Below are 21,525 nucleotides of genomic sequence, written 5' to 3' on the forward strand. Positions count from 1 at the left end.
CATTATGCCTTTTCCTTGAGCTTGCGTAAAGAAAAGCACCTAGTCCCCTAATTCTTCTATACCAAAGGCATAAATTTAGTGTAGAAAATGAACTATGAGTTTTAATGATCACCTGGTTCTCGCCCCGATTCGTGGTGTAACCAACTACGTTTATCGCAATGCCTTGGAGCAGACATTTTCTGGCGCTGATAGTGCCATCGCTCCCTATATTGTGACAAAACATACAAATGAACTCAATAAGCGCCAACTTCACGATGTTCTTCCAGAGAAGAACCTTCTTCCGACCACGGCCCAAATTCTCACAAAAGAAGTTGATCAATTCTTATATGTGGCAAATATCTATAAAGACTTTGGTGTTAAGAAGGTTAATTTAAATATGGGCTGCCCTTATCCAATGGTGGCCAATAGGACCAAAGGATCAGGCCTTCTTCTTCATCCAGATAAAGTGGAAAAGCTTTTAACAGGAATCAAAGAAAAGTGTCCCATCGAGTTTTCAGTTAAGATTCGCCTTGGACGTGAGGATGTCTCCGAGATCAAAGAGATCATTCCCATGATCAACAAATTAGAAATCAATGACTTCACAATTCATGCTCGCTACGGAAAACAAATTTATGTTGGTGGCGTGGATCTTGATGCCTTTGAAGAGTGCTTGCCTCTATTAAATACAACTCCCTGCTATAACGGAGATATCAATACAGTAGAAGATTTCAAGGCCTACAAAGCAAGATTTCCACAGATTAATCGCTGGATGGTAGGACGCGCAGGCCTTTCAAACCCGGCCCTTATGGCCCAGATCAAGGGGTCAAAATTTAATGAACAAACCTATCTGGCAAAGTTCATTGAAATGCATAAGCTTATGAGCGAAGAATACCTCTCAATGGACAATGCCAAATCAGACTACCTACAAAAAATGCGAGGTCATTGGCTCTACTTCAAAGATATCTTTGAGAATGAGCACAAGGTTTATAAGAAAGTTAAGAAGGCAAAATCCATCGAGCATTATAATGACGTTGTTGAATGGATCTTTGAGCAGGATTTGAATCCCGACTTCTTAAATTAAAATAGAGTATCCCCAATATAAGTTTCTAAAATCTTTACGTTATAGTAATTCTTATGCTTTCACACTTGCTCAATCTCAACTTGCCCATTAACATAATAAGTAGGTTATTATTCTCGCCTCCCCCCTTCAAAGGGAAAGCACTAGAGTGCAGAATGAATCAAATTTCTACATCTAACCTTTAATAAGGCTAGGACATAAGAAGGGATTGTTTTTACGGCCAAGTTGGAGGTTTCAGATGAAATTATCATCACCTATTTTCGTTTTAAAAAGTCATGCAAAAAAGTTAAAGAAAAACCAAGGCATCACCATGTCCGAGGCCTTAGATCTTGTCGCACGAGCTGAAGGCTTCTCTTCTTGGTCACTGCTAAAGTCCAAATCCCAAGAAGTTTTGCCACAAGAATACAGCGACATCTTAGGCTACTTAAATGACGGCGACCTCGTCCTCATTGGTTCAAGACCAGGTATGGGAAAGACAAGCTTTGCCCTTGGCTTATTCGTTCAGGCCATCAATGCCAATCACGCAAAGAGTTTCTGCTTCACACTAGCGCACACTCACAAGGAGTACGCTGCCCGCATTGGAACTTACGATCAAACTATTGGTCATAATAACGAGCGCTTTGAACTTAACTATTCTGATGATATCAGTGCCGACTACATTATCAAGGCAACAAAGAACGAGGTAGCTCCTGGCTCACTTATCATAGTGGACTACTTACAGCTTCTCGATGAAAAACGCATCAATCCACCACTGCAAACTCAGGTAGAAAAACTCAAAACCTTCGCCAAAGAATCAGGCTGTATTATCATCTTCATCTCCCAAATCGTTCGCGATGTGGAAGACCGCATCGACAAACACCCGACAGTAGATGACATCCGTCTTCCTAATCCGCTGGACTTAAATCTAATGAATAAGATTATTCTGCTCTACCGAGAAAAGCGCGATTCTAAAATTGTGGATGTGACTTTTGCTGGAAAGACTGATCATCGATTTCAAGTTGGTTGGGATGGATCCGAGGTTCGTTTTTTTGATCTGTAATTGAAGTGAAGCCAGGTGTTTTTAATTTGCGTTGTGCTAAGAAAAGACACCTGGAACCTTCTTTTTTGACTTAGCACTATTAATTTTTCTCCTTGCTTTAATCCAATCCTCAGGACTATCGACAGTTCCATAACCAGTTTTAGTATTTTTAAAACTTTGCAAAGATTCATTTAGTAAGTCATAACCATCATAGACTTCAGTTATTGCTTTTAATAATTGCTTATGTGAAGAAAGATATTCTTTAGTCTTTTCTCTTACTTCTAAAGCAGACTGTGTATCACCGAATGAATATTGAGCATTGGTCACAATTAGAAAATTAAATAGCACAAGACGTAATAGTAGATTCATATTATCCCTCTTAAGATATAAATGATTAATAGATAGCTACACTTCGCCACTTCTTAACCTAAACTTAATATATTCACCGAAGACAACCTCTATAATTTCAAACACATACCAACACTGTAACAATGAAGTGAATAACAAAATGAACACCTTACAACGCGAACCTCCACCCACTCTCAAGAGAAAAAAATTCAAAATAGTTTAAAAAACGTTTTGTGCGAATTCGTAATTGCGAACTTCAATGAGGCCATGTAAAATGGCACGCAATTGCAGGCGGAGATGGTCTCCGCCCATGCATCGCAGACGTACAAAGACTTTGACTTGAAGTCTTTTCCCGTCGCGATTGCACAACGGTAAAGCGACCGTCAAAATGCTCACGCATTTTGGACCTGAGCTTTACTCAGGACGTGTCGCATGCCAGAACTACCCGAAGTCGAAACCATCAAATCACAACTCTCTCACGTTCTCCCAATGGAGATCGAGGAAGTCGCATACTCTGATGTGAGTGATTCCATTGTTAAGGATAAGGACTTCAATCCTAAGGGCATGACTCTTGAGCGTGTGGAGCGCCAGGGAAAGGTTCTGCGTTTTTTCTTTGAGGATCAAGATGGGAATGAGTGGCGAGCGATTTCAGGGTTGGGGATGTCGGGCTCGTGGCGAATTGCAACGGAAGAGATTACTGAAAAGCATACTCATGTAAAACTCATTGGGACAAATGCAAAAGGGCCAATTCATCTAGGCTACATTGACCCTCGCCGCTTTGGTGTCTTTCACCTCTACTCTCCACCAAATGAGGCCACATGGCTTACACGCTTAGGCCCTGATGTATCAAAAGAAGAATTCACTCTTGATTATCTTTTGATGCTTAAAAAAGAGCGTCCCAATAAAGTGTTAAAACCATTTCTCTTAGAGCAAAACTTCTTTGCCGGTGTTGGTAATTATATGGCCAGCGAAATTTGCGCAAGAGCAGGAGTTCGTCCAACGCGAAGAATGAAGACCCTAACGAAGCTTGAGCTTGAAAAAGTTTATATGGCCGTAAAGATTGTTCTCGATGATTCCATTAGCACAGGTGGTACAACTTTTTCTGGTGGCTATCAAGATGCCTTTGGTGAAAAGGGTGAAGGTGTAAAAAACCTTGTTGTCTTTTATCAAAAGATCTGTGGCCTATGTAAAGAGACAGAAGTTAAGAAAATCACACTTGCTCAGCGAGGAACTTACTACTGTCCAAAGTGTCAGAAGTAATCAACCTTCTTGTTGCCTCTTTTTATCTAATTCCTCTTTTAATGGACAACGAAAAATCTGTTTAACAATATCACTGTAAGGCTTACTAAAGAAAGCTAAGTAGATTTCTAAAACGACCAAAACGATTGCAATAGGAAGTCCAGATGGATCCAGCACAATATGCACAAGCAATATATTGAGAATAATTGGTGCAAGAACAACAAGGGCCAATGGAACGAAGACTCCAATCATAAGAAGAGCACCACAAGTTATTTCTGTTATTTTTAAAAGCGGAAAGAAATACTTGGCAGCAACAAGACCTCCCATAAAAGTTTGAAGATCCTTAGGCATATTATCTGGCGGTGGAAGGAGATTAAAAAGTCCCGCTATTCCAAAAAATACAAATAAAAAACCAAGAATTAATCGCGCTATAGTTGGTAACTTCGTCTTCATCGGAATCTCCTTATTATAGTTATTAAGGAATTATTTCGGCGAAGGAAGAAAAGTTGTACTTAATTTACTTAAAGATTTACGACTAATGTACTTACTCTTTTATTAGATAAGTAAGTCTTCAGGTATCTCATAACCATTTAATTGGTTTACAAGATAGAAGCGTCTAGATTTTGTAATAATACGAAAGAAGTCATTTCCAATTTCAGGATCACGTAGCTTTTTACGTAAACGACTTAAATTCACATCAATTGTATTTTCACTAGAAGAACCAAAGAGACTTTTTGATATTATTTCTCTTTCTCCATTACCGGCACGATTAATGGCCCTAAAGAGATCCATGTCAGTGCGTCCGATGATAGAGAATAATTTATAGATTTCTAAAGTAACGAGACGATTAAAAAGAACTTCTATAAAGTCTGTGTCATTTAAACTTTTAAAAGTAAAGAGCTCTCCACCCATATGAATAATACGCTTGTTTCGATCCCCAAAGAAGTCCCCTACTAAGTAGACAAAGTTTGCATCAATATATTGAATGTCATCAATTAATTTATCTTTAAACTCTATCGACTCATCATCTAGATCGAGAATAAGTAACTCACCAACGCCATTATACTTAGGAAATTTTTTAATATACTCAATTTTAAGGCCGCTCTTTTCTTCAATCTTATCCTCTAGATATAGTTTGTTTTCATTTGCAGTGTAGGCCATTAATCTCATTGTCATCTCAAATTATTTTTTAGTTTCATTCTTTAATAAGTGTCCTGGAATCTCATAATTAGTCAGACAACTCACAATGTAAAGTCGTCCATTTTTAGTAATGATTCTAAAGAAGTCATTTCCAACATTTGGGTCCCTTAATTTTTTTCTTAAACGACTTAAGTTGACATCAATAGTACTCTCACTTGTGGAGCCAAAAATTAATTCACTTAACTTTGACTTTTCTCCATTACCCGCTCGGTGAATAAATCTAAATAATTCAACATCAGTTGGACTCACCAAGTGTAGTAATTTAAACATTTCCTTTTGATGAATTCGTCTTATGATTTCTGAAATAAAATCTTCTTCACTTAAGCTTTTCATAATAGGGCAATTGCCCCCTAGCGAAATAAATCGGCCGATATTATCCCCCTGCAGCGTGTCAGTTAAGAATAAGAACTTAACTTTTGTGTATTGAACCTCATGCAGAAGCTCATCTGTAACTTCATCGAGCTCAACAAATAGGATTTCACCAGGCCCCAGATCATAAGGAAGCTGATCTAAATACACAAAATTGGCACTACAAATGGATTCTATTGCCGATTCTCTAAAGATTTTCTTTTGGTTTGGCGTGTAAGCCATTAATTTTATTAACATGATAAACCTTACGTATTTGTAAGTAAATAATATTGCCTAAACATAATATCATTATTGAGTACCAAATAACAATTCTTGGTAATCGATAAAACTGGAGGTTAATACAATGAAAGAGAAAAGAGTTTTTGAGAACATTGCAAAATTGATTAAACAAAGAAGACGCAGCTTGTCACCTAAGGTATCTCAACAAGGTTTATCTTATCGACTAGGTTACAAGAACGGTCAATTTATCAGCAATATTGAAAGAGGACTTTGTTCTGTTCCATTAAGATCACTAAATTCTATTTGTGATGTCTTAAAAGTATCAAAAGAAGAACTAAGGGAAACTCTGCTAAAAGATTATGCAGAGACGATTGATAATTACTTCGCAGAAGCTGAGGGCGAGCAGGAAGAAAGTTCTCAGAGAGTTTCTAGCGACAATGGCAAGGAAATTAAAAGAAATTTCGAATTTGCTAGTAATTACGTAGTCTAGGGTCTAGCTAGACTACGCATTTCACCCTCGTCAATCTCTCAAGCACAACGATTCTATACTAATGAGATTGGCGGGGAACTTTTCAAGTATATAAGTTTCAGGCATAATTCGTCCAGTACAGATTTTATGACTAGGAACATATATAATGAATTCACAATCCTCACCTTTACGTAAATTAATTAATCATTTTAACAATAAAAAAGGCCAAATTTATACGGCCTCAACTTTTTCTATTCTCAATAAAATTTTCGATATTGCTCCACCACTATTAATAGGTCTTGCTGTCGATACCGTTGTTAAACAAGAGGAATCTTTTTTAGCAGAGATGGGAATTAGTGATAAGATCCATCAGATCTATATCTTGGCCATTTTAACTTTTATTATTTGGGCACTAGAATCACTCTTTGAATACCTCTTAAAAGTATGGTGGCGAGGTCTGGCGCAAGAAGTTCAACACGACCTTCGAATGGAAGCCTATGATCACCTTCAAAATCTTCATATTTCTTTTTATCAAGAACAGAATTCAGGGAATTTAACGACTGTTTTAAATGATGACATTAATCAGCTAGAGAGATTTCTTGATATTGGTGCAAATGATATTATTCAAACACTAACAACAGTTGTCTCTATTGGTGCAATCTTCTTTTACTTATCACCACAAATTGCCCTACTCTCTCTTACGCCGGTACCTTTCATTTTATGGGGAAGCTTCTACTTCCAAAGAAAAGTTCAGCCACGTTATCAAAATGTAAGAAGTGAAGCGGGCCTTCTAGCAAGTATGTTAGTAAATAATATTGCAGGTATGATGACTATTAAGTCATATGTGGCCCAAAAGTTTGAATACAATCGTCTCGAAAAACAATCAAATCGCTACGCTAGAGCAAATAAAGAGGCCATTAGAGTATCCTCTTCATTTAGCCCTATAATTCGTATGGCCGTTTTATGTGGTTTTCTTTTCACTTTAACAATAGGTGCATCTCAAGTCTTTGATGGATCATTAGAAGTGGGCTCATATTCAGTGTTAATCTTTTTAGTCCAAAGGCTTCTGTGGCCTCTAACTCGCCTGGGTGAAACTTTTGATCTCTACCAACGTTCAATGGCATCCACTTCTCGTGTCATGGACCTACTTGAAACAGAGATTAAAGTCATTGATGGAAAAGAAGAATTGGAAAGCTTTGATGGTGAAGTAAGTTTTGAAAATATCAATTTCAAATATGATGAAGAAGACAACACTGGACTTAAAGATATCACTCTTAAAATTCAAGCAGGACAAACTGTTGCTCTTGTTGGTCCAACAGGCTCGGGAAAAAGTACAATGCTAAAACTTCTTCAGCGCTTCTATGATCCTCAATCAGGCCATGTTAACTTTGATGGTAGAAACCTAAAAGAACTAAAGCAAAACTCTCTTCGCTCTCATATTGGTTTTGTTTCACAAGACACTTACCTCTTTCACGGAACTGTTCTAGACAATATTATTTACGGTTCAAATGAAGCAACGGAAGTCGACGCCATGAAGGCTGCAAAATTAGCGGAGGCCCATGACTTTATCGAACTCCTTCCGCAAGGCTATCAAACAATAGTAGGAGAAAGAGGACAAAAGCTCTCAGGAGGCCAGAGGCAGCGTATTGCAATTGCGAGGGCCATCCTAAAGGATCCAAAGCTCTTTATCTTTGATGAGGCCACAAGCGCTATTGATAACGAGACAGAGGCCGCCATTCAAAGATCACTTAAGACCATCACTCAAGGTCGCACAACAGTTATGGTTGCCCATCGTCTTTCGACAATTATTCATGCAGATCAGATCTGTGTATTAAATGAAGGAAGAATTGAACAACGCGGAACTCATGAGGAGCTCATTAAACAAGATGGACTCTATCGTGCGCTATGGAATGTTCAAACTGGAAATGTTTAAGAATTAAAAAGCAAAACGAAGTGATGAATAGATGGTGTCGTTAGCTCGATAAGCTGACCAATAAGAGTTCTTCTTTGGCGACTTAATAAGCTCGGCACCTAGATTCACACTTGCACTTCCTGCCCAGAAGGCATAAGTTGCTTCGGCCTTTAAAATGATATCTTCTCTTTCAAAGTCATATTTAAGATCACCCATTACATTAATGAAGTCAGTAAAGTAGTAACGTCCTCTCATCCCAAGAGCACTTGCCCACTTTGCTGTATCAGAGAAGAAGTCATCTGAACCGCGCTGATTATTAGTCAGAAGATTAATATAGTTTAAAGAAAACATATAATAACCTTGATTCACATTAAATGAGATTGAGGCATAACTTTCTTTTTCATAGTTTGGCTCAATAACAAAATAGTCAGACTCAAATGTCTTATCTTCTTCACGACTAAAGTCTACAACTTTAAAGTCATTTCCAAATGTTGCCGTAGGATCATTCATATCAATTGAAGCAACCATCTGAACATCGCCTAGTTGTTGCTTATATTGAATTCCATAAAATAAATGGTGGTTTACAAGTGGAGATGCATCAACAGCAACACGATCATTATCTTGATCAAAGCGTGCCTCAGCATTCATCTGAAGACTATTTTGTGGCTTATAGATAAAGAAGGCCGAGATCTCAGCGTTTCTTTCCTCATTTGAACCAGATAACCTAAATCCAAGAGACTTATTTTTAACAACATCATTATAGATATTAGGCATATTAATATTGTAATAAATAGGAAGAAGATTTCCTTCTAGAACTGTATACTTTGGAGGAAGTCTTACCCACTCACTTCGACTCGTAATATTTCCATCTTCAACTTCAAGACTAGGATTTAATCCAGGAACAAAGAAGTAAGAGAAAAATACCGAGAAGTTAATATTCTTATTAAACTTGTGGTCGTATTGTATCCCAACTAGTCCTTCTTTCTTTTCTGATAAGAGATAGAAGCCTTGATTTGGATTTAAGGTATTTAATAACCAATAGTCTTCGTTTTCATTCCATCTTAATAATTGGCGGCCTACACTGATACGATTCTCATCATCTTTAAACTCAACATAAGCTTCAGGAGCAGAGAAATTAAAAGCTGCCTCTTTACTTACATAGGCCCTAGCTGCAAATTCACCATATACTTTTGCATTCCACATCTTTGATTCATAATTCCCTTCAATTTGGGCCCAATCGTCATATTCAGACTTCTTGGCAGGATCATTTAAGCGTTGGAACTTCTCATACGTGATGCTTCCGTCTAGCTGCGCTAGCGTAGACAGGCTTGAAATTGACAAGCAAAGTAATGTAAATCTTTTGATGAAATTATTCATTAAAGATTATTAAATCAGAAAAGGTTCACAAATAGAAGAACTTAAAGCCAACCTAGTAGCCATTACCCTAGGTGTTAACAGTTTGGACACTTATCCGTCAGATTATGTGTACAAACTTAACGCACATTGCAAAAACATTACAAATTATACGGTTATTCCTTTTCATTTAACTAGAAATTTTCTAGAATTTTATCGTGAACAACATGAACAAGTACATTAACACATTGAAATTACGTAATTTCTTTGCTTTTCTAGCAATTTCTTTACTCATTTCCTCATGTGGATTTATTAATGATGACCCAGTCGACGGAGCAGATATCGCTGAGTACGACGGGATTTCAGCTAGTTGTAAAATCGACACCGATAGAATTAAGAAAATATTTGAAGTTAATATTGAAAAAGAGCTTAATTGTGTCCAAGACACCCTAAATAAGTTCAAATATGTTGAAAGTCGTGACAAGCGCTTCTTCTTTAGAGAAGACATCGTACGCTTTGCTAGAAAGTATATGAACAACCCTCCTGGCTCTGCTGACGATATTATCGAAGGGCTTGATCTACTCTTTAAATTAAACTCTCTACTTCAAAGAGATATCCCAGGACAAATGTCTCGTTCAAAAATTGATTCATTCTTTGCTATCTTAAAAGAGATTAATCGCTCTGGTGTAAAGATTGTTGATACAGTTAAAGAGATGCAAAAAGTTGAGACTTTAAAAGAGTACGAAAAACTTTCTGCTCAAATGAGACAACAATCAAATGTTCTTGCAGATAATATCAATGTAATTCTAAGAGATATCCCAGGTCCTGCACAGGCCATCGATATTCAGGATCTAATTTTAGATATCACGAAAGACCTAAAAGACTTTAAACTTGGTAAAGAAGTTATCAACTCTCTTCTATTCGCTAAGAAGCTATTTCTTGGTGGATCGAGAATCTATATTGACTCTGATGAATTCGCCCAATTATTTACTTTTCTTCCAGTGTTCTTAGAAAATATTGCAGATATCTTCTTCCTAAAGAAAGAATACTATAAAGATGGTTCAGCTTACTTTAATGAGCTTGCAAATAATATCGAAGAATTAAAACTCTATGTTTACGAGCACCAAAAAGAAGAGAATATCATCACTATTGATGATATCAATAATATCATCGACGAGTTCTTTACTTCAGATGATATCATCTCAAAAATTCTGGGAACAAATGAAGAGACAAATAGAAAACTAAAAGCGTTACTTCGTTACGCGAAACGAGATCTAATCAGAGGTAATCCAGAAGTATTCTCATATTCTGATGTAGAACTTGCCCTTAGCTTAATTAATGTAGGGATTCGCTCATTTGAGTCGGTAAATATATTAACTGACTTAGTTAAAGAAATCGAAGATAAAGACTTTGACCGCAAGGTTGTAATCAAAAAAGAATTTCGTGCAGAAATTGGAAAGCTTAGTACTAATGCTAAGAAACTTTTAAATGAAGACATTACAATTCCTCGTGATCACCAAATGAATATTCTGCAATTTGCAGATGATATTATTGAGTTATACGAATTAGATATTAGAGATGATTTTACAAACTCTCTTCTTGCTCTAAAAGTACTAACAACAGGTGGAACAAGAGAAGTTTTACAACTACCAGAGCTTTTAACGATTCTAAGTAAGACAGATCCACTCGCTGCCCTATTCTTTGATCTGATGTATCTTTCTAAGGACTATATTGAAAAAACATCTTTAGAAAAGAATAACTTCTTCTTAGCTCAAGTTCGCTCAGTTCAGGATCTTCTGCTTGATGAACTAGATAGCGACAATGTTATTACAGTAACTGATATTAATAATATTATTGAACAATTCTTTAAAAAGCCTGAAGACTTAGAAAAAGGAATCGCTCTTAAAAACCTTGTTGGAAACTACAAAGATAATATCTTACGTCTTCCACCAAGTGTTGAGCACCTTTCTTTTAAAGAGCTTAAATCGACAGTAAATGTTGTGGCCATTGTCTATCGCTACTTAGCATTCCTAGATTTTCATATTGAGAATGTTGAAATCTTTAAAAAGATGAAAGATGGAGAGGAGACGACAAGAAGTCTTGTTTCGAAAAAAGACTATGTAAATCGATTCCTTTCAATTAAGGCAGAGCTATCAAATTACCTACTTAATAAAGACTTTGTTAATCAAGATGGTTTAATCAAGTCACTTATTTTACGCCTAGACGAATCTCAGGCCCTATTTAAGAAAGAATTCAATACAGCACTCTACTCTCAAGCAATGTCTTTAAAAGGGCTTGTACTTGGTGGTAATAACTTAATCATCAATAGAGACGACTTATACCACTTAACTGAAATGTCAGAAGGCCTAGCGGAAGTATTATATGATGCTTTCTTTACAGACTTCTCTATTGAGTCCGATTCAGTTCAAAATACGGCAACTGCTCTAAAGTTAATCCGTAAGGTGAAGTCAATCCTTCACCCTGTAACTGAAAAGAGAGACTTCTTCTCAGCAAAGGATATTCTAAGTTTTGCAAATGAAGTCCTACTAGAAATTAATCGTCGAAAAGATAAGCCTAAAGATGAGGCCGATCTTATCAATATGAATAACTTTAAGAGAACTCTAATTGAGTTCACTCAAAGAGTTTTTGATCCAGTTCCTCGATCAGAGTTAATGTATCCAATTCCATGTAAACCAAACCCTGCATATGATCCAGATAAGCAAGGTAGTTCAAAATGGATTTGTTCTGAACTTGATCCTCCGGGAAGTGAAAACTTTGATCTCATGATCTCAAGTGATGCTATAGATCGTATTTTTGAAATCATCGATGGAGCAATTGAAGCACAACTATTCTCTGATGCGACGTTTAGATTCTTCAGTGATCGTATGCAATCTCCTGACCCAGTTTATATTGATCAGAGAGAGTTCCCAACGGAATTAGAAGTACCTGAGTACAAATTAATTACGAAAAAGTCATACGTTATCCTGACAGAGGAATTTGCAAAGGTAGCAAGGGACTTCCGTTACTTTAGAAATAAAGATGGCTTCCCTACTTATCAAGCGCAAATCGTAAGAAATAAGACAGGTTTTAACTCAATCATGCTCTTTAGGAATGTCCTTCCTTACGTACTTGAAGGGTACGCTGTTGAAGGAGACACGACTAACCCAAGAGTATCGAAAGGCCTAAGAGATAACCAACTCAATAACGCTCTAGTTGGTTTAAAGGCAGCTCTTGAAGAAATGGGACTTTGGACTGATGACTTTAAGACATTTGGTGAAAATATTCTACTTCTATCAGATCTCTTCCAGGCAACTTCTGGTGGTGACCTTTATATCAACCTTGATGAAGTAAGTGAGTTTATTGAACTAATCTTTACAGCAGCAAAGATGACTTCTCTACTTGAGGATAATCTCTACGCTGAAAATGAGTGTTCACATCGTATTGATGAGAACGGGTTCAAAGTTATGGAGTCAAAGTGTATTCGTACGAAATTCTTTGATAAACTATTTGGAGAGAATGAAGAGAACCTTTCAAAATATTTCCCACGTCTAAAGGAATACGTGGATGCAAATAGTAGAGAGCACATCGTTCAATTTATTGAAGGTGTCGAAGTATTCTCAAGAAGTGTAGAAGATATCGATAAGGTATGGTGGAGAACAAAGGACTTCACACTAGTTATCGGTGCAATGTTAAATATCGAATCAACTTATATTAGATTTGATAAAAATGCTGATAATAAGCTCGACCAAGGAGATCTTGATCGTGGTTATGAACAAGCATACAAGAATGCAATTATTAGTATTGCGAAACTTAAAGGAAAATTAAAAACCTTTGGACGTACAGCATTCTTTTATCTACTAAAATACCATAAAGACCCAGGTGCTATTAATGTTGCTTGGACTCATATTTGGTTTAAGAAGTATTTCAAAAAATTCAAGGCCAAAAGGCTTGATATTAGTGAGCTACTGAAATTCCTTGTAGATAAGAGAAAACCTGAAGATCCTTCAATTATGTTTAAAGAAGAGCTAGCAGCTTGTGCGCTCGGAAGAACAGATGTTGATGAGGACGAACTCAATGAGATCTTTAAAGGGATGTCGACTGATATGCTCGTAGAGCAAATCAGACAATGCCATGCTGACTATGTCCAATCAGACGAAAGCGAAGCATTTTATGGAAATTTTTATTAATCAAACTGTTGCTATCTTAATCGACGGTAACAATATTGAAAGAAGCATTCACAGTGTCACAAATAACCAAAATACAATGGTTAACTTCGACACTCTTATCCCAAAGTTACTAGATAACCGCGGTCTTAATCGCCTAATCTATTTTAGAGAAGGTAAGAATATCTCATCAAAGCTGACAGAGAGACTACATAACCACTACTACGGTTCAGTTATTCCTTGTCACAAAAGTGCAGATATCCCACTTACAATTAAAGCAACTCAACTTGCCTCAAAAGTCGATACAATCATCATATTATCTGGTGACTCTGACTATATAGAGCTAGTTCGCCACCTTAGATCTGAAGGTGTGCGTGTTGAGATTGCCTCAATTCCTGAAACAACTTCTGGCCTTCTTGTTGAAGAGGCCGATTACTATCATGAAATCGATGAAAGTGATTGGTTTGAGCTACCTGGACAAAGTCGTCCAAATAGAAATAACAAGAGAAAGCATAAGAAATAGAACTATTTTAAGAGGTACCTGCTAATACATAGCTCACTTAGTGAGTGATCCATGTTTTTAAGGACCTCTTTTAGCTCTGAGACAGGTTTAATCACTAATTCAATATCTTCATCAGGGTCAAAGTTTTGCTCTCCATCAGGGCGGCAATTCTTGGCCAAGAAGAAATGAGCACTATTTGTCATAAAAGCAGGGTTGACGCTAACACGGCCAAGACTCTCCCACTCGTCACTAATATAGCCAGTTTCTTCCTCAAGCTCCCTTTTAGCTGCAACAAGAGGATCTTCCCCTCGATTGATAGCGCCGGCCGGAGTCTCAATAGTGATCTCATCCATGCCAAAGCGATATTGCTCAACAAGAATGATCTTATTATCTTCAGTGATGGCCACTACATTCACCCAGTCAGCAAGGCGAATAATATCATATGGGCCACAAGCGATGGGCTTTGTCGGATGGTGAGCATCAATTGTCTCGTAAAGAAAAATATTTCCACGATGCTCTTGCTTACGTGATTTTATAATCCATTTTTCCAAACTAGAACTCCATAAGAAGAGCAGCATCGTCTTGTTTTGTGCTCTCTAGTATTTTTTCGTTAGTACGATCTCTCAGTTCAAGGTATTTAATAAAAGCTTCTTTACCGATTTTTCTCAAAAGAAGCTCGTCATATTTCTTTTGGATTTCACGATCAAAGGCCATCTCTTCTTCTGTAGGGTTATAAGTATAGTTTTCTCCATACTTCGCCTCAAGCTGATCATGCATATCTTCAAAAGCAGCAATCTTGTCGCTAAAAAGTCCTTCTCTCATATTTAGATAATCTTTGTATTCACGTTCCGTTAACTGAAGCTCATTTAAGAAAAGATCCTTCACGTCACTTAGCCATTGCTCTTCAAGACGATCAAATTCCTCTTCTTTTTCTTCCAGTCTTTTATCAAGCTCTTCATCCGATTGGATCAGAAGGCCCTCTCGAGAGGAACTCACTTCATCTTCCACATCCTCAACTTTTACCGGATCAGAATCTTCATTATCTAATTTTGGTGCGGCACGGTCCTCAAACTCAACGACCATGACTTCACTTTCCTTTACACCAGCAGTGTCACTTCCTGTATTAAATTTTTGAAATAATAGATAGGCCGTAGCGATAATAGCGACGACAATAATAAATGATGCGAACTTCTTCATAAACGACTCAATTAAGGTTTAATATTCTCAAATATTATATTAGCACCTAATCGCTTTGCTGTCCGCATTTGTTCTTTTGTTCTGACAGTCCAAAAGACCAGATGGTTGAAAGTGAAACGTTTGATAATTTGCAGCTGAATTTTTGAATAAGTATCAATATCTAGACCGATGTAATTTGGCCTAATAACTGGAATAAAAGTCATATTGGCCAAGATTCTTTGTTTTAGACGACTAAGCTTTGTATCACTAAAATCTCTTGTAACTAAAAGCCCCAGCGTTAAACTTGGGTAATGCTTGCGAAGCCATTTTAATGTCATTGGATTAAATGACTGAATTGCATAGTCTCCATCATAGTTATGAAGCAACTTCATAACCTCAGCTTCTAAGACACCATCGTGGTCGATGACTTTAATTTCGATAACAAGAGGAACCTTTCCTTGAACAAGATCGAGGACTTCTTTTAAAGTTGGTATTTCCTCATCTCCCTTTGCCAAGCGAAGTTCTTTTAAGCTCTTTAGGGTATATTGAGATACCTTTCCGTTGCTGCCAGTCATTCGCGTAAGGGTCTCGTCATGAAAGACCATAACATGCCCATCACTTGATAAGTGAACATCAAGCTCAATAGCATAGCCGTGGTTAACTGCTTCTTGAAAAGCGGCCAGAGAGTTCTCTGGGCATTCCGGGCATTCGTGGCAGTGAAGCCCTCTGTGAGCAATATAAGTATCGAGATAAAATTCCATTATAATGTCTTTAAAAATACTCTTAAATCGGCCTTCTGCTCTTGAGTTAATAATTCATTCCCATCGCGATCAGTGAAGATACGATAGTAATGTCCAGAGTTAGAAAGACCAGGTCTAGAAGTATCAAAGAAAGCTTCTGGAATACGTCTTTCATCAGGGATATCCATTCCAACAGGAAAACCATTACACTCAAAATTGAAGTCTAAGATAGGATCATCAGATGGTATCTGATAAAACGTTTTCACTCTTTGATCTGGAGGAGTCATTAACTCACATAGATTTGGAATCGAATTATTGTGTAAATATGGATAACGTGACCAAATCCCATCAAGCGGTGGTGGTACATATCCAACTTGTGGTTCAACGACTGTTTTCATCCACTTAGAAATTTTTAATTCATTTAAGTCATCAGCAAAATACTTCATCCCTTCGTAACGAAGAGGATCTGTTCCAACATCCTTTACAGGAGTTTCTTCATGATAAATAACCTTGCGAGTTTTGATCTGCTCACTCTTAGACATTAGACCTGAAAATGGTAGAGACCAATTTTTCTGATATTCACCGTGGCACTTTTGACAACGATCCTTATAGACGTCCTCACCTCTTTTTGCCGCTTTAATATCGATGCGAGAAATATCGAAGAAGTCATCAATACGTGGTGGCTTTGTTGCAAAAGCAGCTGCCGTTAATTCACGAATAATATCAGGATTATCCTGCATCCATTTCTCTAATTCTCTTAAGTCAGTTCCGCGACCTAATTCATTCCACAAGAAATTAGTAAAGATTGGATTTCCAGAAACGATAGAACCATCAGATAACCAACGAGTCTTATATTTTAGGTTCCACCAAACAGCAGGCTTTGAATCAGCAACTGTTGTCTCTAGTGGATTAAAACGTGGAAAGATTTGAGTTAGCTTTGATTTTGTCGCATACTCATCTGTCTTACGACGAGCAAGAGATAAGGCAACTTGAGGAAGTGAAGTATCAAGCCCTAATACCATTGGAGAAGTTGCACCAACAGCACCAATATTCTTACGAGAGCGACGAAGCATTTCAACTTCACCATCAGTTGCATGAGTTACTTTTTGAAACATTTTTGATGGAATTAAAGGAAGAAGCTTTCTTGCCTTAACAAATAACTCGTTGGCCTTAACGGCCTTATTTGTTAGCCCCATTACACTTGTTCCAAATAGGCTTGCAGAGTGGCAAGTAGCACAACTAAAAGTAAGTCCTTTCCCCCACTTTGTATCCACAATACTTGCACCCATATAGTAATCAGGTCTTTCTCCATCTGGATATGGGATACGATAAATGCCAGTTGCATTCTCATCGTTATATGGGTTTAGTCCTAACCATTGAAAAAATGATTCAACACTATCTACTCCAAATTTCTTTTCACCAAGAGTAGTTAGAACAAAGTTTACAAACTTCTCATCTTTTAATTCAAAGAAATTCTCAAAAGCATCATATGGAATATAAAGACCTGTAACATCAACAGGCCATTTAAGAGCATGCTTAATACCGTGCTCTTTTATTTCTTCTAATTCTTCATTTGAAAGTTTATATAGGTTTTCTCTATTTTCGCCTTTTTCTAATCGAACATCTCTTCCCCAGTCTGGAGCGTATGCAAAACTACTGAAACATAATACGAATAATAAAAGTGCTTTCATTCTTTCCCCTAAAATAAGATTAGTTTTTTACGAGTGTAATCTTCCATTGCATAAGCAATTCCCTCGCGACCAAGACCAGAGTCTTTAATTCCACCATATGGCATTGCATCCATACGAAATCCTGGAATATTATTGAAGATTAATCCTCCAACTTTAATTTTTCGACTTGCCTCTTTCATATTTACTAAGCTGTTTGTGAAAACACCAGCTTGTAGGCCATATTTTGAATCATTTACAAGTTCAATTGCCTCAGAAAATGAGTCATAAGGCTCTAGAATCACGACCGGACCAAAGATTTCCTCGCTTACTACCTTCATATCAGGATCAGTATTCGTTAAAACCGTAGGTGCATAGATATTATGCTCTTCATCGATAACATGGCCACCACATAGTAGATCGGCCCCTTTATTGATAGCTTCTTGTACCCAGCTATGGATGCGCTCAAGTGCTGCTGCATTGATAACAGGCCCATTTGTGATGAGCTTATCACTAGGGTCTCCTGAAGCAACCATCTCAACTTCTTCCAAGAATGCTGAAACAAAGTCCTCGTAAATCTCACTTGCAATATAAACTCTTTGAGTAGAGATACAAATTTGGCCAGCATATAAGAATGCACCATTAACAATTTTGGGAATAACTTCATCAAGTTCATCCACATCATTAACGATTACGGCCGCATTGCCACCAAGTTCAAGAAGACACTTCTTCTTTCCACAATTTGCTTTTAATTCCCAACCAACTTTCGCACTTCCTGTAAAAGAGAAAACATTGATTCGATCATCTTCTAAGAATAATTGTGCTACTTCATTTTCACAGACAACGACATTTAAAATACCTTTTGGAAAACCAACTGTTGAAAGGAGCTTGGCAAAAGCTAAAAGAGTAATTGGTGTTGACGGTGAAGGTTTAACGATAACACTGCAACCAACAGCTAGTGCTGGGGCAATTTTATGAAGAGCTAAATTTAGTGGAAAATTAAATGGTGAAACACCAAAGACAATTCCTTCTGGCTCATGTTGAATCATGGCCATCTTATCAGCACCCGGTCCATAACTTAGATCAGGTGTCTCACTAGAATGATGACGTGCTTTTTCAGCAGCTAGTTTTATTGTTTCTAAGCAGCGGCTTATTTCAGCTTGTGCATATTTAATTGGCTTACCTGCTTCTCTACAAATTAAATCAGCAAAGTAATCTGCTTCATCCTCTAGAGCATCTCTTAATTTAAAAAGAAGATTACTTCTTTGTGCACTATCGAATTCTTGATAATTTTTAAAAGCTTTCTTAGACGAATTAACGACATGATCAAATTGCTCTTGAGATAATAAGCCGATCTCCCCTAACGTTTCTTGAGTGTACTTATCTTTAACATGAAGAGAGTCATCTGCGGACAAGAACTCGTTTGCCACAAATGAAGAATGAAATTGTGAGTATTCGCGCATAAAAAAACCACCTTGTCTAAGGTGGTATTCTATCTAGATAAAATTTGATGGGTCAAATAATAAAATCTAAAAATCAAATTCACTTCCAGCATGCTGGTTGCTTAATTCGACATTAAATGAGGGGTTTTCGCGTAAGAATGATTTCTCACCACCAATAAAAAGTTTGATGGAACATAAGTAACATAATTTAACCTTTATCTCTCTTCCGTTAAATGCAGAAAAGATTTTGGCCTTAACTAGCTTACTACGCTGCGGTCCGTTTGCGAGAGACCAATTTCTTCCAGCGGCTGAACATGCATCACACATCTCTTGAATCCTCTTCTCTTAAAGTTAATTTCCATATTAATTATTGATATCTGTCTCCATATATTTTATCGTCATTTCAGAATAAAACTTAAAAAATTTATGTTAGTTATAATTCCAAATACTTAGCGCTGACACTCTGGGCCAATTGTGCCAAAGAAAACTGTCAAAAGCCTTTGACACTGGCCGTCCTAAATAATGACTGGCCAGAAAAATTTCTCTCATGATACCTTTTATAAGTTATTGAAAATCAATGAATTCGGAGACATTAATGACGACTAAGATCAGGCCATTAAACGTTAAAAACAAATTAGCAACAGCACCAACAAAACAACCAATCTATGCAACAACAATCAAAGACCAAAACGGAAAAGAGATTACATTAGCTGATCCAAGAGCAACTCGTGCCCTTGTAGCATTAATGAATCAACATGCTGTTATTGGCGGAGCCGCTTGTCACTGGGGTGGACCAGCAGCATTTGCAGAAATGATGAGTGCCCTTCACTCAATCATGTTCTCAAGTGGAACAAATTGGTTTGAAAATTATAATTTCGTAAACGATGCAGGACATGCTGAAAACGGAATCTATGCTTTAAGAGCAAATCTAGGATTTGATGGATTAAACTTTGAGAGTCTAAGAGGATTTCGTTCAATAAACTCTAAACTAACTGGACACGGTGAAGCTCACCTAAACCCAGAAGGTGTTTTCATTTCTAATGGGCCACTTGGTTCAGGACTTCCTCAAGCACAAGGGCTTGCTCTTGCAGATAAGGCCATTGGTAATGACCGTGCAACAATCTGTGTAATTTCAGATGGTGGATGCATGGAAGGAGAGGCCCGTGAAGCAATGGCAGCAATTCCAGGCCTTGCACAGAAAGGTAAAATGAATCCATTCCTAATGATTATTAGTGATAATGATACAAAGCTTGGTGGAAGAATTACAGAAGATAGCTACGATATGAAAGGTAGCTTCCTTTCACTTCAAGAACAGGGCTGGGATCTAGTACGTGTTGAAGAAGGACACGATCTAGAAAGAGTTTATCAAGCAATTGAAGAAAATATTGCAAAAGCTAAATCAAATGATGCCAAGCCTGTTGCCCTCGTTATTAAAACAATTAAAGGTTACGGTGTTAAATCTACACAAGAAGCAAAGTCAGGTGGTCACGGCTACCCTCTTGGCGCATACGATGAAAAGCTTCCTGCTTTCCTAGAAGAGATTTATAGCGGAGATAAGTGTCCTGAAGAATTTATGAATTGGGCCAATGAAATCTTATCTTCTAAGCCAGAAGCGAAGTCTTCTTCTAATTCAACACCTGTTGATAAAGTTCAACCAGGTCTAGCTAATGCAATGATTAAAGCGACAAAAGAAGGACTACCAGTCTTTTCAGTAACAGCTGACCTTGCAGGCTCTACTGGAGTTGCAGCATTTCAAAAAGAATTTCCAGCAAACTACGTTGATGTAGGTATTGCTGAATCAAATATGGTTTCAACAGCAGTTGGAATGGCAAAACAAGGATTTATTCCTGTTGTTGATACATTTGCACAATTTGGTGTAACAAAAGGAAACCTTCCTTTAATTATGTCTCAACTTTCTCAAGGTGCAGTAATCTGTCTCTTCTCACACACAGGTTTCCAAGATGCTGCTGATGGAGCTTCTCACCAAGCAACAACTTATTTCTCAGCTGTAGCAGGTATTCCAAATACAAGCGTTGTTGCCCTTTCATCAAAAGATGAAGCTGAAAGCCTAATGTATCAAGCGATTAAAAACTATGAAAGTGCCGTTGAAAAAGGTGAAACCCCTGAAACAACAGTATTCTTCTTTGGACGTGAAAAGCATCCAGTTTCATACACTGAAGGTTTAGACTACACTTGGGGTAAAGCTCAAGTTCTTCGCCAAGGTAAAGATGGAATTATTGTTACACACGGCCCTCTTGTTCAAGGTGCCCTCGATGCAGCAGAAGAATTATCAGCTAAAGGAAAAGATGTAACAGTTATCAATAACCCATTCATTAATAAAATTGATCTAGAAACATTCAAGGATCAACTAGCTAAGAATGGTAATAAAATGGTAACAGTAGAAGATCATCAACTGACAGCGGGAGCAGGAGCAATGTTATGCCACGCTCTTAAGCAAGAAGGACTTGAGTTTGAAATCAAGTCTCTTGGTAATGATGGCCACTTTGGTCAGTCTTCTTATACGGCCAAAGAGCTTTATGCAAAGTTTGGTTTTGATAAGGAAGCAATTATCAATCAATTCTCATAATCATCTACATTTGAAGGCTTCAGTAATGAAGCCTTCTCTTTTTCTTTACCTTATTTAACCTTCC

General features: G+C 37.4%; 19 protein-coding genes. 8 read left to right on the plus strand and 11 right to left on the minus strand.

Annotation, left to right across the window (positions count from 1 at the left end):
• The first annotated feature begins 94 nt into the window (after positions 1-94).
• Together DAY19_RS00625 and DAY19_RS00630 are read left to right on the plus strand one after the other, a co-directional pair.
• Positions 95-1,060 (plus strand): tRNA-dihydrouridine synthase family protein, encoded by a 966-nt coding sequence (locus DAY19_RS00625; protein WP_114705249.1) that lies wholly within the window; start codon positions 95-97, stop codon positions 1,058-1,060.
• 235 nt (positions 1,061-1,295) lie between these two features.
• A complete protein-coding gene (locus DAY19_RS00630) occupies positions 1,296-2,096 on the plus strand; it encodes a DNA helicase (protein ID WP_114705250.1) in 801 nt (266 codons plus the stop codon).
• Between the two features lie 36 nt (positions 2,097-2,132).
• Here DAY19_RS00630 and DAY19_RS00635 read toward each other — a convergent pair whose 3' ends face one another.
• The gene (locus DAY19_RS00635; protein ID WP_114705251.1) at positions 2,133-2,444 is read right to left on the minus strand and encodes a hypothetical protein; all 312 of its coding nucleotides are present in this window, start codon (positions 2,442-2,444) and stop codon (positions 2,133-2,135) included.
• 411 nt (positions 2,445-2,855) lie between these two features.
• On the opposite strand from DAY19_RS00635, the gene DAY19_RS00640 reads away from it, so the two are divergent.
• Positions 2,856-3,683: an Fpg/Nei family DNA glycosylase gene (locus DAY19_RS00640; protein ID WP_114705252.1), complete on the plus strand. Its 828-nt coding sequence runs from the start codon at positions 2,856-2,858 to the stop codon at positions 3,681-3,683.
• Here DAY19_RS00640 and DAY19_RS00645 read toward each other — a convergent pair whose 3' ends face one another.
• From DAY19_RS00645 to DAY19_RS00655, 3 genes are all read right to left on the minus strand, one after another.
• A complete protein-coding gene (locus DAY19_RS00645) occupies positions 3,684-4,115 on the minus strand; it encodes a DoxX family protein (RefSeq protein WP_114705253.1) in 432 nt (143 codons plus the stop codon).
• Between the two features lie 102 nt (positions 4,116-4,217).
• The gene (locus DAY19_RS00650; RefSeq protein ID WP_114705254.1) at positions 4,218-4,832 is read right to left on the minus strand and encodes a helix-turn-helix domain-containing protein; all 615 of its coding nucleotides are present in this window, start codon (positions 4,830-4,832) and stop codon (positions 4,218-4,220) included.
• A gap of 12 nt (positions 4,833-4,844) precedes the next feature.
• Complete coding sequence (locus DAY19_RS00655; protein WP_133296844.1) at positions 4,845-5,453, minus strand: helix-turn-helix domain-containing protein; 609 nt, start codon at positions 5,451-5,453, stop codon at positions 4,845-4,847.
• A 121-nt stretch (positions 5,454-5,574) separates the two neighbouring features.
• On the opposite strand from DAY19_RS00655, the gene DAY19_RS00660 reads away from it, so the two are divergent.
• Positions 5,575-5,940, plus strand: coding sequence for a helix-turn-helix domain-containing protein (locus tag DAY19_RS00660; RefSeq protein WP_114705256.1), 366 nt, complete (start codon positions 5,575-5,577; stop codon positions 5,938-5,940).
• Positions 5,941-6,085: 145 nt separating this feature from the next.
• Complete coding sequence (locus DAY19_RS00665; protein WP_114705257.1) at positions 6,086-7,852, plus strand: ABC transporter ATP-binding protein; 1,767 nt, start codon at positions 6,086-6,088, stop codon at positions 7,850-7,852.
• 3 nt (positions 7,853-7,855) lie between these two features.
• On the opposite strand, the gene DAY19_RS00670 is transcribed toward DAY19_RS00665, so the two are convergent.
• Positions 7,856-9,208, minus strand: coding sequence for a hypothetical protein (locus DAY19_RS00670; RefSeq protein WP_133296845.1), 1,353 nt, complete (start codon positions 9,206-9,208; stop codon positions 7,856-7,858).
• A 224-nt stretch (positions 9,209-9,432) separates the two neighbouring features.
• Between DAY19_RS00670 and DAY19_RS00675 the strand changes: the two genes are divergently transcribed.
• Both DAY19_RS00675 and DAY19_RS00680 read left to right on the plus strand, forming a co-directional pair.
• Positions 9,433-13,371, plus strand: a complete 3,939-nt coding sequence (locus tag DAY19_RS00675) for a hypothetical protein (protein ID WP_133296846.1) — start codon at positions 9,433-9,435, stop codon at positions 13,369-13,371.
• Positions 13,355-13,870, plus strand: coding sequence for an NYN domain-containing protein (locus tag DAY19_RS00680; protein WP_158536717.1), 516 nt, complete (start codon positions 13,355-13,357; stop codon positions 13,868-13,870). The genes DAY19_RS00675 and DAY19_RS00680 overlap by 17 nt, the downstream gene beginning before the upstream one ends.
• Positions 13,871-13,872: 2 nt before the next feature.
• On the opposite strand, the gene DAY19_RS00685 is transcribed toward DAY19_RS00680, so the two are convergent.
• The 6 genes from DAY19_RS00685 to DAY19_RS00710 form a co-directional block, all read right to left on the minus strand.
• Positions 13,873-14,400, minus strand: coding sequence for an NUDIX hydrolase (locus tag DAY19_RS00685; RefSeq protein ID WP_158536719.1), 528 nt, complete (start codon positions 14,398-14,400; stop codon positions 13,873-13,875).
• 1 nt (position 14,401) lies between these two features.
• Complete coding sequence (locus tag DAY19_RS00690) at positions 14,402-15,046, minus strand: hypothetical protein (RefSeq protein ID WP_114705262.1); 645 nt, start codon at positions 15,044-15,046, stop codon at positions 14,402-14,404.
• An 11-nt stretch (positions 15,047-15,057) separates the two neighbouring features.
• A complete protein-coding gene (locus tag DAY19_RS00695) occupies positions 15,058-15,786 on the minus strand; it encodes a glycerophosphodiester phosphodiesterase family protein (RefSeq protein WP_114705263.1) in 729 nt (242 codons plus the stop codon).
• Complete coding sequence (locus DAY19_RS00700) at positions 15,786-17,456, minus strand: c-type cytochrome (RefSeq protein WP_114705264.1); 1,671 nt, start codon at positions 17,454-17,456, stop codon at positions 15,786-15,788. The genes DAY19_RS00695 and DAY19_RS00700 overlap by 1 nt, the downstream gene beginning before the upstream one ends.
• An 8-nt stretch (positions 17,457-17,464) precedes the next feature.
• Positions 17,465-18,895, minus strand: coding sequence for an aldehyde dehydrogenase family protein (locus DAY19_RS00705; protein WP_114705265.1), 1,431 nt, complete (start codon positions 18,893-18,895; stop codon positions 17,465-17,467).
• Positions 18,896-18,961: 66 nt separating this feature from the next.
• Positions 18,962-19,201 (minus strand): hypothetical protein, encoded by a 240-nt coding sequence (locus DAY19_RS00710; RefSeq protein WP_114705266.1) that lies wholly within the window; start codon positions 19,199-19,201, stop codon positions 18,962-18,964.
• Between the two features lie 268 nt (positions 19,202-19,469).
• Here DAY19_RS00710 and DAY19_RS00715 point away from each other — a divergent pair, with 268 nt between their 5' ends.
• Positions 19,470-21,461 (plus strand): transketolase C-terminal domain-containing protein, encoded by a 1,992-nt coding sequence (locus tag DAY19_RS00715; RefSeq protein ID WP_167849470.1) that lies wholly within the window; start codon positions 19,470-19,472, stop codon positions 21,459-21,461.
• Positions 21,462-21,525 lie beyond the last annotated feature (64 nt).

Source organism: Halobacteriovorax vibrionivorans (assembly GCF_003346865.1).
Classification (GTDB): Bacteria; Bdellovibrionota; Bacteriovoracia; order Bacteriovoracales; family Bacteriovoracaceae; genus Halobacteriovorax_A; species Halobacteriovorax_A vibrionivorans.

Coding starts and splice junctions, on each gene's coding strand:
- DAY19_RS00625 (WP_114705249.1), top strand. CDS start 95: ATGAGTTTTAATGATCACCTGGTTCTCGCCCCGATTCGTGGTGTAACC.
- DAY19_RS00630 (WP_114705250.1), top strand. CDS start 1,296: ATGAAATTATCATCACCTATTTTCGTTTTAAAAAGTCATGCAAAAAAG.
- DAY19_RS00635 (WP_114705251.1), bottom strand. CDS start 2,444: ATGAATCTACTATTACGTCTTGTGCTATTTAATTTTCTAATTGTGACC.
- DAY19_RS00640 (WP_114705252.1), top strand. CDS start 2,856: ATGCCAGAACTACCCGAAGTCGAAACCATCAAATCACAACTCTCTCAC.
- DAY19_RS00645 (WP_114705253.1), bottom strand. CDS start 4,115: ATGAAGACGAAGTTACCAACTATAGCGCGATTAATTCTTGGTTTTTTA.
- DAY19_RS00650 (WP_114705254.1), bottom strand. CDS start 4,832: ATGAGATTAATGGCCTACACTGCAAATGAAAACAAACTATATCTAGAG.
- DAY19_RS00655 (WP_133296844.1), bottom strand. CDS start 5,453: ATGGCTTACACGCCAAACCAAAAGAAAATCTTTAGAGAATCGGCAATA.
- DAY19_RS00660 (WP_114705256.1), top strand. CDS start 5,575: ATGAAAGAGAAAAGAGTTTTTGAGAACATTGCAAAATTGATTAAACAA.
- DAY19_RS00665 (WP_114705257.1), top strand. CDS start 6,086: ATGAATTCACAATCCTCACCTTTACGTAAATTAATTAATCATTTTAAC.
- DAY19_RS00670 (WP_133296845.1), bottom strand. CDS start 9,208: ATGAATAATTTCATCAAAAGATTTACATTACTTTGCTTGTCAATTTCA.
- DAY19_RS00680 (WP_158536717.1), top strand. CDS start 13,355: ATGGAAATTTTTATTAATCAAACTGTTGCTATCTTAATCGACGGTAAC.
- DAY19_RS00690 (WP_114705262.1), bottom strand. CDS start 15,046: ATGAAGAAGTTCGCATCATTTATTATTGTCGTCGCTATTATCGCTACG.
- DAY19_RS00695 (WP_114705263.1), bottom strand. CDS start 15,786: ATGGAATTTTATCTCGATACTTATATTGCTCACAGAGGGCTTCACTGC.
- DAY19_RS00700 (WP_114705264.1), bottom strand. CDS start 17,456: ATGAAAGCACTTTTATTATTCGTATTATGTTTCAGTAGTTTTGCATAC.
- DAY19_RS00705 (WP_114705265.1), bottom strand. CDS start 18,895: ATGCGCGAATACTCACAATTTCATTCTTCATTTGTGGCAAACGAGTTC.
- DAY19_RS00710 (WP_114705266.1), bottom strand. CDS start 19,201: ATGTGTGATGCATGTTCAGCCGCTGGAAGAAATTGGTCTCTCGCAAAC.
- DAY19_RS00715 (WP_167849470.1), top strand. CDS start 19,470: ATGACGACTAAGATCAGGCCATTAAACGTTAAAAACAAATTAGCAACA.